This window comes from Bordetella flabilis, assembly GCF_001676725.1.
Lineage (GTDB): Bacteria > Pseudomonadota > Gammaproteobacteria > Burkholderiales > Burkholderiaceae_B > Bordetella_C > Bordetella_C flabilis.
This window is the reverse complement of record NZ_CP016172.1, coordinates 3,154,978-3,168,488: the sequence shown is the minus strand read 5'-3', so window position 1 is coordinate 3,168,488 and position 13,511 is coordinate 3,154,978. Positions and strand designations below refer to the sequence as shown.

Here is a 13,511-nt window from a genome sequence, read left to right as displayed (position 1 = left end):
TTCATTGGGTCCGCGCACGCAGCGCCGCCACTGCCATGTCCAGGAAGGCCCGCACCTTCTGCGGGGCGTGCCGGCCTTCATGCTGCATGACGTGTATGGGCAATGCCAGCGTTTCATGTTCCTGCAATAACTCGACCAGTTCACCGGACGCCAGTTGCGGCGCCACCATGTAGGACAGCACGCGGGTAATGCCGAAGCCGTCCAGGGCGGCGGCGATCGCCGCGTCGTTGGTGACGACGGTCATGCGCGGGTGGATGCGCACGTCGGTCGGCTGGCCGTCGCGCGTGAACCGCCATTCGCTGGCGCGCGCCACGCCCGTGGACGCGACCAAGGTGTGGTCCGCCAGGTCGGCCGGGCTGCGTGGCGCGCCGTGGCGTTCCAGGTAGGCCGGCGAGGCGCACACCACCCGGCGCACCTGGCCGACCGGTATGGCCTGGTAGCTGGAATCCTGCAGGTGGCCGATGCGGACGGCCACGTCCACGCCTTCGTCCATCATGTTGACGACCCGATCCAGGAAGCGGGTCTCGGCTTCGGCCTCGGGGTAACGGCGCAGGTAGGCGGTGACGATGGGGGTGACGTGGATACGGCCGAACATCGCGGGCGCCGTGATGACAAGGCGGCCGCGCACCAGGCCATGGGTGCCGGTGGCGGCCTCTTCGGTTTCCGTGATGTCGGTCAGGATGCGGCGGCAATCCTCGGCGTAGCGGGCGCCGACCTCGGTGACGCGCACGACGCGCGTGGTGCGCGTCAGCAGGCGCACGCCCATGGCCTTCTCCAGGTCGCTCACGGCGCGTGTGACCACGGGGGGTGATATCCGCATTCTGCGGGCCGCGGCCGCGAAGCCGCCTTCGTCAACGACGGCCAGGAAGGCCGCCATGGCCTGAAGCTTGTCCATATCGGTTCCGGAAACACGGTGAATGAAGCGCCGCGGTCAGGCGCGCCGGACCGCGGATATCCGGATTCTAATGAGCCGGGCGGGATGAAGCGCGCGCCGGCGGCGGCGCGTATCCCGTTGCAGGCGGGAATCCGTCATGCCGTGGCTCGCGCGGGGCATACGGTCGGCTACCCTGGGTGTATATCAATATGCGATGGGTAATGACAAATTCAGCATTGGACGCGGAAATGCCGGCTCCCTACACTCAGTAAAAACGAAGCCGACTCGCGGCGGCAAGATGGAGACGACATGCAAGAGATAACAAAACGGTATCGGTGAGGCCGAAGCGGCTCGTACCCGGTACGCCCCCGCCTATCCCACCGCCGCCAGGCCTGCGCCGGCCTGACGCTGCCACATAACGCAATGAGGAGACCAGCATGGGACTGCGCTTCATGGAGCACATCCTGATCCTTACCCACGACCCGGAAGCCACGCGCGACTGGTTCTGCGACAACCTGGGATTTCGCAACGGCTATCACCCGGAATTCGGATTCCCGGTGTACTGGCTGTACATCGGCGACCAGGACGTGGTCCACATCGGCAAGGCGCGCCATTCGGATCACCAGAATACCTATCTCCGTACGCCCAGCGACAAGCACGGCGATGATTATTCCGCCGGGGGCGCCATGGGATCGGGCCGTATCGACCACGTGTGCTTCAACTGCGAGAACATCAACGAATTCATCGACCGCCTGACGCGCAACGGCGTCGACTTCAGCGAGCGCAAGGCGCACAACTCCGATCTGTACCAGTTGTTCATGCGAGAACCGATCAACGGCATCAAGGTCGAATTGAACTTCTCCGCGGAAGAGGCCGTGCGGGCCGGCCGTGTGCCAGGCTGGACGGACACCGGCTCCAATGCCGGTACGCCGGGCGTACGCTGAGCGGAGACACAGCCATGGCGATTTATCCGGAACTCGCGGGCCGCAGCGTCGTCGTCACCGGCGCGGCGGGCGGTATCGGCGAACAGGCGGCACGCGCCTTTCATGCGCAGGGCGCATGGGTCTTCCTGCTGGACGTACAGGGCGACGGCGTGCGCGCCATCGCGGACACGCTGGGCGAGCGCGCGGCAGGCCTGGCGGTGGACATTACCGACGAGGCGCAGGTCAAGCAGGCCTTCGACGCCGTGCTGGCGGCGGGGCATGGGCTGGATGTGCTGGTGAACTGCGCCGGCGGCTACCGCAAGCTGCTGACTGTCGAGGAGATGGACCTGGAGGAATGGGACCGCACCGTGGCGCTGAACCTGCGCAGCGTGTTCCTGTGCTGCCGGGCAGCCATCGCGCCGCTGAAGCAGTCCCGGGCCGGCCGCATCATCAACGTTACGTCGATCTCCGGCCGTACGGTGCACGCGGCATCCTCGCCCGCCTATGGGGCGGCGAAGGCCGGCGTCACGCAACTGACGCGTTTCCTGGCGTACGAGCTGGGCCCGCATGGCATCACCGCCAACACGATCGCGCCGCTGACGACGGTCACGCCGCGCGTGGCGGCCCTGCGCTCACAGGATGACCTGGACCGTATCGCGGCGCAGGTGCCGCTGCGCCGCCTGGCGACGGCCGACGACCACGTCGCCGCCATGCTGTACCTGGCGTCGGACGGCGCGTCATTCGTATCCGGCGTGAACCTGGACACCAATGGAGCGCGCGTCATGCTGTAGCGCGGTTCGCACGGCTGCCACCCCGGGATAGTCCCCGCCAGATGGGACGTCCACACCATGAAGAGGAGACACTGATGTACCGTTTCGAGATGGCCAGGCTGCGCTTGCGCGCCGTTCTGGCGGCTTCCTTATGCGGCGCGGCGATCGCCGCGCTGACCCTGGCGCCGGCTTCGGCGGTGGCGCAGGCCTGGCCTCAACGGCCCGTAACCCTGGTGACGCCGCTGGCCACGGGCAGCGCTTCCGATCTGGCGCTGCGCATTGTCGTCGAACGCCTGGCGGGGCCGCTGGGCCAGTCCATCGTGGTGGAGAACCAGACGGGCGCTTCCGGCGCCATTGGCGCCGAGAAGGTGGCGCGTGCCAGGCCGGACGGCTACACGCTGTGCGGTTGCAATAACGCCATCCTCAGCGTGTTGCCGCATGTACGCAAGGTCGGCTATGACCCCGCGAAGCAGTTCAGGCCGGTGGGCATGGTCGCGGTACTGCCGACCGTGCTGGTGGTGAATCCGTCGTTGCCGGTAAAGAACGTCCGCGAACTGGTGGAGTACGTCAAGGCCAATCCCGGCAAGGTGTCCTATGCGACCGGCGGCGTGGGCAGTCCCCAGCACATCGCCATGGCCATGTTCGAGTCGGGGTCGGGCGTGAAGATGATGCACGTGCCGTACAAGGGTGCCAGTCCTGCGGCGGTCGGCGTGGCGGCGGGTGAGGCGCAGGTGATGTTCAACGCCATCGGAACCGTGCTGCCACTGATAAAGGCCGGCAAGATGCGGCCTATCGCGGTGGCCGGGGCGCAGCGTACGGCCATCCTGCCGGATCTGCCCACGGTGGCCGAGTCCGGCGTGCCGGGCTACGACTACGCGTCATGGATAGGCATCGTCGCGCCGGCGGAGACGCCCGACGCCGTGGTGCAGCAGCTTTCGCGCGAGCTGACCCAGGTCCTCAAGTCGCCGGACACGGTCGCGCGCCTGGCGGAGAATGGCATCGATCCCTTCATCATGACGCCCCAGGAGATGACGAAGTACATGGCCGACGACAGCCGGCGCATGGCGGATGTGGTCAAGCGGGCAGGGATGGAGACGGAATGAGCGCTGCACAAGAACCCTCGGCGGCCCGCTGGCGTGGACGCCAGTTCCATTACCAGCCGGTCGCCAGCCATGTGCATCCCTTCCTGGTCGACCTGTGGGACGCGGTGCGCGAAGAAACCGCCGGCCGCCTGGATATCGAGGTCGTGGCGGACAACGGCGGCCTGAAGAAATCGCACCTGGAGATCGTCGACGGGGTCATTGCCGGCGAGATCCAGTTCTATGCGCTGATGGGCAGCATACTCGGGCCGCTGGCGCCGGCGATGAACGTCCAGAGCCTGCCTTTCGCCTTTCGCGACAACGACGAGGTCTACCGCGCCATGGACGGCGCGCTGGGCGACGCCTTGCGTGCCGACCTGGGCGCGCGCGGGCTGTACCTGATGCCGTATGGCCTGATGGAGAACGGTTTTCGCCACATCGCCACCACCGGCCGCGTCATCGCCGACGCCAGCGACCTGGAAGGACTGTCGATCCGCATCCCCGAAGGCAAGGTCTTCGAAGAGACGTTCCGCACGCTGGGCGCGGAGCCGGTGCCGCTGTTCGTGCTGGAGTTGTACGACGCGCTGAAGACCGGGAAGTTGCAGGCCCAGGAGAATCCCCTGGCGATACTGGATTCGCTACGCCTGCACGAGGTCGTTACCCACGTATCGCTGACCTCCCACATGTGGTCGGGGTTCAACATCATCGGCAACCTGCCGTTCTGGAATGCGTTGCCCGAAGACGTGCGCGAGATCGTGCTGCGCAACGTGAAACTGCATGTCGGACGCCAGCGCAGCCACACCATGGCGCTCAACGAGGCCCTGGCCGGGACGCTGCGCGAGCGTGGACTGCGCTTCAACACGGCGGACACCGACAGCTTCCGGCAGCGCCTGGCGGGCGGCTTCTACGGGCAGTGGAAGGACGAGCTCGGTACGCGGGTGTGGAGCCTGCTGGAAGCCGAAGTCGGGCGGCTGGGCTGACCGTTCCGCGGTCGCGGCATTTCAACAATAGGGGAGACTTTCATGTCGACAAGGACATCCGGCTTTTGCCTGCCGCGCCGGGGCGCGGCGGCCCTGCTATTGGCAGGTTGTACGCTGGCGGGCGCCGGCGCGTCGGCGCAAGCGGCCTGGCCGACCAAGCCGATCCAGGTCATTGTGCCGCTGCAGGTGGGCAGCGCGGCCGACGTGGCCACCCGTGTGGTGGTGGCCAAGATGGCCGAGAACATGAAGCAGACCTTCATCGTGGAAAACCAGGCGGGCGTATCGGGGCTGCTGGGCGCGGAGCGCGTGGCGCGTGCCGCGCCGGATGGCTATACCCTGGGCGGCATCACGGATAGCGTGCTGAACTACGCGGTCAACCTGAACGACAAGGTCAATTTCGATCCCCTCAAGGACTTCGCCCCCGTCAGCCAGATGGCCAATATTTCCTGGGTGCTGGTCGTCAACAGCGGCTTCCCGGCCAGGACCATGGCCGAACTGCTGTCGCAGGCCAAGGCCCGGCCCGGCAAGATCGACTATGCGACGGGCGGCAATGGCAGTCCGCATCACATCGCCATGGAACTGTTCGCGTCCGCGGCCGGGGTCTCGTTCGCGCACGTCCCCTACAAGGGCGCTACGCAGGCGACCACGGACGTGGCCGGCGGACAGGTCCCCATGATGTTCTCGGCCGTGTCGGTCGCCCAGCCCTTCATCAAGGACGGCAGGCTGCGCGCCCTGGCGCAGCCGAACGAAAGGCGGTCCGCGCTGCTGCCCGATGTGCCCACCTTCGCCGAGGCGGGCGTGGCGGCATTCCGCTTTTCCACCTGGCTGGGCCTGTACGCGCCCAAAGGCACGCCGGCCGACATCGTCGAGCGGCTGAACGCCGAGGTCGTCAAGGCGGTCGCGGACCCCGGTGTGCGGGAACGCCTGGCCGGCATCGGGCTCGATCCCGTGGCTTCCACGCCGGCCGAATTGGGCACGCTGACCCGCGAGGGCTACGCGCGGGTGGGGCAGGCGATACGCGACGCCGGAATCAAGTCCCAATGAGCGCCGCCCAGCACGCCATACGGACCGTCGGTATCGCGGGCCTGGGCCTGATGGGCGCCGCCAGCGCGCAGCGGCTGGCCCTGGCGGGTTTCGGCCTGAGAGGCTACGACGTCGATCCCGGCCGTTGCGCGCAATTCGCGGGCGCCGACCAGCCCGGACGCGCGGCGGTGCAATCGCTGGCGGAATTGGCGGCGCAATGCGATGCAATCGTTCTGGCCGTGTTCGATACGGACCAGGTCGAGCAGGCGCTGTTCGGGCCCTCCGGCCTGGTTCATGCGGCGCAGGCCGCGGGGCGCGCGCCGGCGCTGGTGTGCATCAGCACATGCGATCCCGACCGTATCGCGGCCGTGGCCCGGCGGTGCGCCGCGGCAGGCCTGGCGTTCGTCGAATCGCCCATCTCCGGCACCAGCGCGACGCTGGCCAAGGGGGAGGCGGTCGGGCTGGTGGCCGGGCGCGATCAAGACCTGGCGCGCGCGGCCCCCGTGCTGGACGCATTGTGCCCGCGCCGCTATGGACTGGGCGCTCCGGGCAACGCCGCGCGCGCCAAGCTGGCGGTAAACCTGGTGCTCGGGCTGAACCGGGCCGCCATGGCCGAGGGGCTGCAGTTTGCGCAGCGGCTGGGCCTGGATCCGCAGGAATTCCTGTCAGTGCTGATCGGCTCGGCCGCGTATTCGCGGGTTATGGAAGTCAAGGGCCCGGCGATGGCGCAGCGCCGGTTCGATCCCCCGCAAAGCCGGGTGGACCAGAGCCTGAAGGATTTCCGGCTGATCCTCGCGCAAGCCGACGCCCATGCCCAGCCCTTGCCGTTCGCCCAGGTCTACGTGCGGCTGCTGGAGGATTGCATGCAGGCGGGCGAGGGCAAATTCGACAATGCCGCCATCATCGAGGCCATCGCACGGCTGCGCGGCTGAGCCCGGCAGGCCACCGCGGGAGACATCCGCCGGCATTGTCGATGCGGTCGACATCGAGGCCGACCGGGGGCTTTATTTACCGCGGGCCTTGAGGGCGGCGTCCAGGCGCGGATAGACACGCCGGGCGTTGCCCTCGTAGATCATGTGGCGGTCCGCGTCGCTCAGTTCGGGCGCCGCGTCGATGTAGCGCTTGGTGTCGTCGTAATGAAAGCCCGTGGTCGGATCGATGCCGCGCACCGCGCCGATCATTTCGCTGGCGAACAATACGTTCTTGACCGGAATGACCTTGGCCAGCAGGTCGATGCCAGGCTGGTGGTAGACGCAGGTATCGAAATAGATATTGTTCAGCAGCAGTTCGTCCAGCGGCGGGCGCTTCAGCTCCTGCGCCAGGCCGCGGAAACGGCCCCAGTGATACGGGACCGCGCCGCCGCCGTGCGGGATGACGAACTTCAGTTCCGGGAAATCCTTGAACAGATCGGAGGTCAGGCACTGCATGAAGGCCGTCGTATCGGCGTTCAGGTAGTGGGCGCCCGTGGTGTGGAAGCAGGCATTGCAACTGGTGCTGACGTGGACCATGGCCGGGATGCCGTATTCCACCATCTTTTCGTAGATGGGGTACCAGTAGCGGTCGCTCAGCGGCGGCGATGTCCAGTGCCCGCCGGAGGGGTCGGGGTTCAAATTGATGGCGACGAAACCATATTCCCTGACGCAGCGCTCCAATTCCGGAATGCACGTCGTAACCGGTTCGCCGGGCGATTGCGGCAGCATCGCGGCGCCGATGAACGCGTCCGGGAACAGCGACGCAACCCGGTGGCATAGCTCGTTGCAGACCGCTGCCCAGGTCAGGCTGGTCTGCAGGTCGCCGATGTGATGCGCCATGAAGCTCGCGCGCGGCGAGAAGATCGTCAGGTCGCTTCCGCGGGCCCGCATCAGGCGCAGCTGGTTGTCCTCGATGGAGGCGCGGATCTCGTCATCGCTGATGCGCAGATCGGCGACGCGCGGCGTCAGCGTCGGGTCCTTCAGACCGGCGATCTGCTGGTTGCGCCAGGCTTCGAGCGCCTTGGGCGCGGTGGTGTAGTGGCCATGGCAATCGATGATCACGTGCTTCTCCTGAGTTCGTGGGAATGCATTGCGGTCCGCGGGCGTGGGTAAACGGGAGGGCGGTCACGCCGCCGTCGCGGGCCAGGCGCCGGCTGGAATCTGGACCTCGCCTCGCATGATAAGCCGCGCCGTGCGCAGCAACGCCGCGCGGGCCACCTTGCGTGGATCGGCCGGGTCAAGGGCAAGGTCCACGCTGAACTCCCCGGAAGGGTGCTCCACGGAAACTTTCTTCGCCAATCCAGTGGCGGGCAGCGACGCCACGCCGGCGGCGACCGACTCCTCCAGCACGCACGCGGTGGCCACCGTTACCGCGGCCAGCACGCCGATGGCGTCGTGGCAGACATGCGGAATGAAGCAGCGGGTACTGACGCTACCGCCGTGGCGCGGCGCGGACACCAGGCACATCTTGGGGTAGGGCTTGTCCCGCACGTCGCCCAGGCCCATCAGGTGGCCTGCTTGCAGGCGGATGGCCTCGAGCCGGGCCTTGAGCTCGCCGTCGGCGTTCAGGGCGGCGACGGGCTCGTCGCCCACGCGGTCCAGGTCCGCGGCCCGGATCAACACCATGGGCATGCCGTTGTCGATGCAGGTGACCTGCAACGGAGGCTGGCCATCGATCTCCAGCGTGTCGCATGCCCGCCCGGTGGGGAGCAGCCCGCTGCATACCGAGCCCGCGGTGTCGAGGAAATCGATGTAGATCGGCGCGGCGGTACCGGGAACGCCGTCGATCCTGGCATCTCCGTCGTAGCGCATCGCGCCGTCCGGCGTCTGTACCGTGATATCGCACTGCATGCCGGTATTCACGGTCAGGACGCGGAAGGTGCTGGTCTGCCCTTGAGGCGCCAACATGCCGGTCTCGATGGCGAAGGGCACGACGGCCGCCAGCATGTTGCCGCAGTTGGGCGTCGTATCGACCTTGGCGTCTTCCAGCGATACCTGGGCAAACAGGAATTCGACATCCACGCCTGCGCGGGTGCCGGGGCGCACGATGCCCACCTTGCTGGTCAGCGGGTGCGCTCCGCCCAGGCCGTCGATCTGGCGGCGGTCCGGGGAACCCATGGCGGCCAGCAGCACGGCGTCGCGCGCGGCGATGTCCCGCGGCAGGTCGGTGGCTTTGAAGAAGGGGCCCCGGGAGGTCCCGCCACGCATCAGCATGCATGGGATGGAGCGCTGCGTTTGGTTTTTCGAGCCTGTGTCCATGGCCTTCTGCCTCGCGGGGTTGTGCCTGTCGAGTATGGAGCGCTGGCGCGGAAACGGGGTTGCCTTGTACGATGGGCGTCGTTCGAATTCGTTTATGGAGTTCTTCCCTTGGGCGGCATCGAAAGGCCATCCGGCGACGCCGCCGGCCCGGCGGAAACGCTGAGCCTGCGGCATGTGCATGTGTTCAATGCGGTCGCCGCGTCGGGCGGGGTACGGCGCTCCGCCGAGACGCTTTTGCGCGCGTCCTCCGCGGTGACGCGCGCCATCGGCCGCCTGGAGGACAGCCTCGGTGTCGCGCTGTTCGAGCGCAAAGGGAGCGGGATGCTGTTGACGGGCGCCGGAGAATCGGTGTGGATACGGGCCGCTCGCATCGAGGGGGAACTGGACGCCGTGCGCGACGAGGCCCTGGCCCTGCACGGCGGCCGGCCGGGCGGCTCCGGCGTGGCCGCCACGGCGGCGCTGTTCCACACCCGCCGCCTGACCAGCGCCGCGATGCTGGCCGACGTGCACCATGTATCGACGGTGGCTCACCTGTGCGGCGTGACGCAGCCGGCCATCAGCGCGTCGATCGCGCGGCTGGAGGAAAGCCTGGGCCAGCCCCTGTTCCAGCGCACCGCGCGCGGCATGGTGCCCACGCCGGTGGGCGAGCGCTGGGTGGTGCGCTTCAAGCGCGTGCTGGCGGAGCTGCGCAACATCCAGGCCGACGTCGCGGCCCTGAAGGGCGCGATCGAAGGCGTGGTCACCGTCGGCGCGCTGCCCCTGGTGCGGACCATGGTTCTGCCGACGGCGATCGCCAACGTCCTGGCGCGCCATCCGCGCCTGCGCATACGCACGCTGGAAAGCCCCTACGGGGACCTGTGCGCTCGCTTGCTCAGCGCCGATGTGGATTTCATCCTGGGTGCGCTGCGGCCGTTGCGCGACACTTCGCTGACCACGCGCGTGCTGTTGCACGAGGACATCGTCCTGATCGCGCGCGCCGATCACCCGCTTGCACGGCAAGCGGCGATCGGTTTCGACGACCTGTTCCGCTATCCCTGGGTGCTCTCGCGCGCCTCCTCGCCGCTGCGCGGCCAGCTCAACGATTTCTTCCGCCGCAAGGGGCATCCTCCCCTGGCGCCCTCCGTGGAAACGGCCGACCTGGCCCTGCTCAGGGGCCTGTTGCTGCATTCGGACATGCTGACCGCGCTGTCGGTGCACCAGTTGCACTACGAGTTCGAGTCAGGCGGGCTGGCGGCATTGGACTTCCCGCTGGACGGCATGCAGCGGGAGATCGGCGTGACGCTGCGCAGCGGCGCCCAGTTGTCGCCGGGCGCGCGCGCGTTGCTCGACGAAGTCATGCGCCTGGCCGCAACGGCGGCGACGCCATCGCCGGCCGGGTGATCCGCCCGCGCGGGGGCTCCGATTCCCCGCGTGACGACCCATGCCCTGGCGCGGGAAACGCTATGGTGCGGCGCGTGGAAGGTCGTACGCCCATGGCCGCCGCGACGTGTCCCGGCGCCGGTACGCGTCGATGTCCTGCTGCATGGTCAGCGTCAGGTCGATTTCGTCCAGCCCGTCCAGCAGCATCGCGCGCAGCCGGGCGGGCGACTGGAAGGCGTGGACCTCGCCTTGCGCGGTCCTGACCGTCTGGTCGCCCAGGTCCACATTCAGCGTGGCCTGCGCGCCCAGCGTCATCGCGCGGTCTGCCAGGGCGGTCACGACTTCTTCGGGCAGGGCGACCGGCACGATACCGTTGCGGAAGCAGTTGCCGTAGAAGATGTCGCCGAAAGAGGGCGCGATCACAACCCGGAATCCGCATTGCCGCAGGGCCTTGGGCGCGCCCTCCCGAGACGAGCCGCAGCCGAAGTTGCGGCCGGCCAGCAATACGGTCGCGCCGCTCCAGGGAGCGCGGTTGAGGATGAAATCGGGGTTCGCGCTGCCGTCCGGGCGGGTGCGCCACTCGGCGAACAGGCCCTCGCCCAATCCGTTTGGCGTTGACGTGCGCGGCAGGAAGCGCGATGGAATGATCTGGTCGGTATCGATGTTGATCTGCATCAGCGGCGCGCCGTATCCGCTGTGGCTCGAGAATTTCTCCATTTCAGCCTCCGTCGCGCAACTGGCGCACGCTGGTCATGCGGCCGGTCAGGGCCGACGCCGCCACCGTTGCCGGGCTGGCCAGGTGGGTGCGCGATCCCAGGCCCTGGCGGTTCTCGAAATTGCGGTTGGTCGTGCTCATGATGCGTTCGCCCTTGAATCGATCCTTCCCCTGCGCGCACAGGCCGCAGCCGGAGTCGTGCCACTCGAATCCTGCTTCCAGGAACACGCGGTCCAGGCCTTCGGCCTCGGCTTCGCGCTTGACCTGGCTGCTGCCCGGAACGCAGATGGCGGTCACGCCGGGGGCCACCTTGCCGCCGCGCAATACGGCTGCCGCCTCGCGCAGGTCGGACAACCTCGCGTTGGTGCAGGAACCGATGTAGGCCGCGTCGATGGGAATGTCCCGGGCCAGGGTGCCCGGCTCCAGGCCCTGGTAGCGCAGCGCGCGCTCCACCCATGCGCGTTCGCCGCTGTCCGCGTAGTCCGCCGGCGAAGGAATGCGGCCGGTGACCGGTATGACGTGTTGCGGGCTGGTCCCCCAGCTGACCTGCGGCTCCAGGGCCGAGCAATCGATATCCACTTCGCGATCGAAGACCGCGCCTTCGTCGCGGGCGAGCGCGCGCCAGTGCGCCACGGCCGCATCCCAGGCCGCGCCCTTGGGGGCGAACTCGCGGCCATGCAGGTATTCGAAGGTGGCGTCGTCCGGCGCCACGAAGCCGTACTTGGCCGAGAACTCGATCGCCATATTGCACAGCGTCATGCGCGCCTCGATCGGCATGGCGGCGATGGCCGCGCCGGCGAATTGCACGGCATGGCCGTTGCCCCCGTTGGCCCCGACGCGCGAAATCAGGTGCAGGATCATGTCCTTCGCATAGACATGCGGCGGCGGCGCGCCATGGAAATTGACCCGCATGGTCCTGGGCCGGGACTGCATCAGGACCTGCGTGGCCAGCACGTGCTTGCACTCCGAGGCGCCGATACCCCAGGCCAGCGCGCCCAGCCCGCCCAGCGTACAGGTATGGCTGTCCGGACAGACGATGGTCAGGCCGGGCAAGGCGATGCCCAGTTCGGGCGCCACCACATGCGAGATCCCCTGGCGCGGATCGTCCACGTCGATGAAGTGCAGCCCGAGCCGCCGCGACGACAGGCGCGATTCGTCGATCAGTTGCGTGCCGACCTCGTTCCAGCCCTTGCGCCGGCCGATGCCGGGCCTGGTCTGCACGGCGTGGTCGATCAGGCTGAAGACCTGCGCCGGACTCGCCACCGGGCGGTTCTCCTGCAGCAGTTCACGCATGGCGACCGTGCCCATGGCCTCGTGCAACATCAGGCGATCGATCTGCAGCAGGTGTTCGCGGCTGTCGAAGGCCTTGATGAAGTGCGCTTCCCAGATCTTGTCGAAGTAGGTCTGCGGCCCGGCATCGGGCCGGGTCGGGTGAGGGGATTCAGGCATGTTTCTTCCGTCCGGATGCGCGCGGCTCAGCCTTCGGCCGTGATATGAGCCGTTGCGATGATTTTCGCGTACTTGTCGATCTCGCTTTGGATATAGGCCTTGAACTGTTCCGTGCTGCCAGGCAGCGCCAGCGTGCTGTTCTTGTCGAAGGCGGCCACCACATCGGGTAGCGCCAGGGCCTTGTTCACCTCCGCGTTCATGCGCTGGACGATCACGTCCGGCGTCTTTGCCGGCGCCAGCAGGCCGGCCCAGGTGTTCGAAACGATGTCGACGCCTTGCTCGCGCATGGTCGGGATATCGGGTGCGAAGCGCGAGCGCTTTTCCGTCGCCATGCCCAGCACCACCAGCTTGCCGCTCTTGACCAGGTCGCGCAGGTCCAGCCAGGTGCCGAACATCATGGTGATGTGGCCGCCCAGCAGGTCGGTCAGCGCCGGACCCTGGCCCTTGTAGGGCACGTGCGTGATGTCGAGCCCGCCCATCTGCTGCTTGAGCATTTCCCCGGCCAGATGCGGCGTGGTGCCGATGCCGAAGGAGCCGTAGCTGAGCTTGCCCGGACTGGCCTGCGCCGCCTTGCGCAAGTCGTCCAGGTTCTTCAGCCCGCTGCCCGGGAAGACGGCCAGGGCCTGCTCGGACATGCCCATCATGGCCACGGGACGCAGGTCCGCCAGGCTGTCATAGGGCAGGCGCTTGAGCAGTACGCTGTTCACGCAGAAGCTGCCGGCCACGCATACGTAGGAATAGCCGTCCGGCGCCGACTTGGCGACGTAGTCCACGCCGATCACCGTACCGGCGCCGGGCCGGTTCTCCACGATGGCAGTCTGGTCTATGCTCTGGCCTACCTTGGTGGCGATCAGGCGGGTGACGAAGTCGGTCGTGCCGCCGGGCGGGAAGGGCACCACCACGCGCAGCGGCTTGGCCGGCCAGGCCTGGGCGCGTGCGGGACGGGCCACGCCGGCCATCGTCAGCGCCGCGCCGCCCAGCAGCAGATCGCGTCGCGACAAGGTAGCCTGGGGCAGGGGTTGCATCATATTTGTCTCCGGAAGATAAACAGAAAAGTGCCGCCTGCACGGTGTCCAGGCGCGCATCGAAATCGCGAAGCGAGCAGACGC

Annotated in this window: 13 protein-coding genes; 7 read left to right on the top strand and 6 right to left on the bottom strand. The window is 67.8% G+C overall.

All coding sequences use genetic code 11. From position 1 onward, the window contains the following. Position 1: 1 nt before the first annotated feature. Positions 2-895 (bottom strand): LysR family transcriptional regulator, encoded by an 894-nt coding sequence (locus BAU07_RS13815; protein ID WP_066658687.1) that lies wholly within the window; start codon positions 893-895, stop codon positions 2-4. A gap of 416 nt (positions 896-1,311) precedes the next feature. Here BAU07_RS13815 and BAU07_RS13810 point away from each other — a divergent pair, with 416 nt between their 5' ends. The 6 genes from BAU07_RS13810 to BAU07_RS13785 all read left to right on the top strand — a co-directional run bounded on the left by BAU07_RS13810 (position 1,312) and on the right by BAU07_RS13785 (position 6,581). After that, positions 1,312-1,818: a VOC family protein gene (locus tag BAU07_RS13810; protein ID WP_066658678.1), complete on the top strand. Its 507-nt coding sequence runs from the start codon at positions 1,312-1,314 to the stop codon at positions 1,816-1,818. Between the two features lie 14 nt (positions 1,819-1,832). Then, on the top strand, positions 1,833-2,588 hold the full coding sequence (locus BAU07_RS13805; protein ID WP_066658675.1) for an SDR family oxidoreductase: 756 nt from the start codon (positions 1,833-1,835) through the stop codon (positions 2,586-2,588). Positions 2,589-2,662: 74 nt separating this feature from the next. Further along, positions 2,663-3,670 carry a Bug family tripartite tricarboxylate transporter substrate binding protein gene (locus BAU07_RS13800; RefSeq protein WP_066658673.1) on the top strand — a complete coding sequence of 336 codons (1,008 nt, stop codon included), beginning with the start codon at positions 2,663-2,665 and terminating at the stop codon, positions 3,668-3,670. Then, the gene (locus BAU07_RS13795) at positions 3,667-4,626 is read left to right on the top strand and encodes a TRAP transporter substrate-binding protein (protein ID WP_066658671.1); all 960 of its coding nucleotides are present in this window, start codon (positions 3,667-3,669) and stop codon (positions 4,624-4,626) included. The genes BAU07_RS13800 and BAU07_RS13795 overlap by 4 nt, the downstream gene beginning before the upstream one ends. A gap of 42 nt (positions 4,627-4,668) precedes the next feature. Next, positions 4,669-5,670, top strand: a complete 1,002-nt coding sequence (locus BAU07_RS13790) for a Bug family tripartite tricarboxylate transporter substrate binding protein (RefSeq protein ID WP_066658670.1) — start codon at positions 4,669-4,671, stop codon at positions 5,668-5,670. After that, entirely contained in the window at positions 5,667-6,581 is a 915-nt protein-coding gene (locus BAU07_RS13785) for an NAD(P)-dependent oxidoreductase (protein WP_066658669.1), read from the top strand. Before BAU07_RS13790 ends, BAU07_RS13785 begins: the two co-directional genes overlap by 4 nt. Before the next feature lie 72 nt (positions 6,582-6,653). Here the strand turns inward: BAU07_RS13785 and BAU07_RS13780 are convergent, their stop codons facing one another. Continuing rightward, complete coding sequence (locus BAU07_RS13780; RefSeq protein ID WP_066658666.1) at positions 6,654-7,682, bottom strand: amidohydrolase family protein; 1,029 nt, start codon at positions 7,680-7,682, stop codon at positions 6,654-6,656. Positions 7,683-7,745: 63 nt separating this feature from the next. Next, positions 7,746-8,879 (bottom strand): 4-oxalomesaconate tautomerase, encoded by a 1,134-nt coding sequence (locus BAU07_RS13775; RefSeq protein ID WP_066658663.1) that lies wholly within the window; start codon positions 8,877-8,879, stop codon positions 7,746-7,748. 108 nt (positions 8,880-8,987) lie between these two features. Between BAU07_RS13775 and BAU07_RS13770 the strand changes: the two genes are divergently transcribed. Further along, positions 8,988-10,259: a LysR substrate-binding domain-containing protein gene (locus BAU07_RS13770; RefSeq protein WP_232338126.1), complete on the top strand. Its 1,272-nt coding sequence runs from the start codon at positions 8,988-8,990 to the stop codon at positions 10,257-10,259. Positions 10,260-10,319: 60 nt separating this feature from the next. On the opposite strand, the gene leuD is transcribed toward BAU07_RS13770, so the two are convergent. Genes leuD through BAU07_RS13755 form a run of 3 tightly spaced genes read right to left on the bottom strand, consistent with a single transcriptional unit; the run spans position 10,320 to position 13,430 of the window. Further along, positions 10,320-10,955 carry a 3-isopropylmalate dehydratase small subunit gene (leuD, locus tag BAU07_RS13765; RefSeq protein ID WP_066658661.1) on the bottom strand — a complete coding sequence of 212 codons (636 nt, stop codon included), beginning with the start codon at positions 10,953-10,955 and terminating at the stop codon, positions 10,320-10,322. Between the two features lies 1 nt (position 10,956). Continuing rightward, complete coding sequence (locus tag BAU07_RS13760) at positions 10,957-12,402, bottom strand: 3-isopropylmalate dehydratase large subunit (protein ID WP_066658660.1); 1,446 nt, start codon at positions 12,400-12,402, stop codon at positions 10,957-10,959. 26 nt (positions 12,403-12,428) lie between these two features. Continuing rightward, positions 12,429-13,430: a Bug family tripartite tricarboxylate transporter substrate binding protein gene (locus BAU07_RS13755; protein WP_232338125.1), complete on the bottom strand. Its 1,002-nt coding sequence runs from the start codon at positions 13,428-13,430 to the stop codon at positions 12,429-12,431. Positions 13,431-13,511 lie beyond the last annotated feature (81 nt).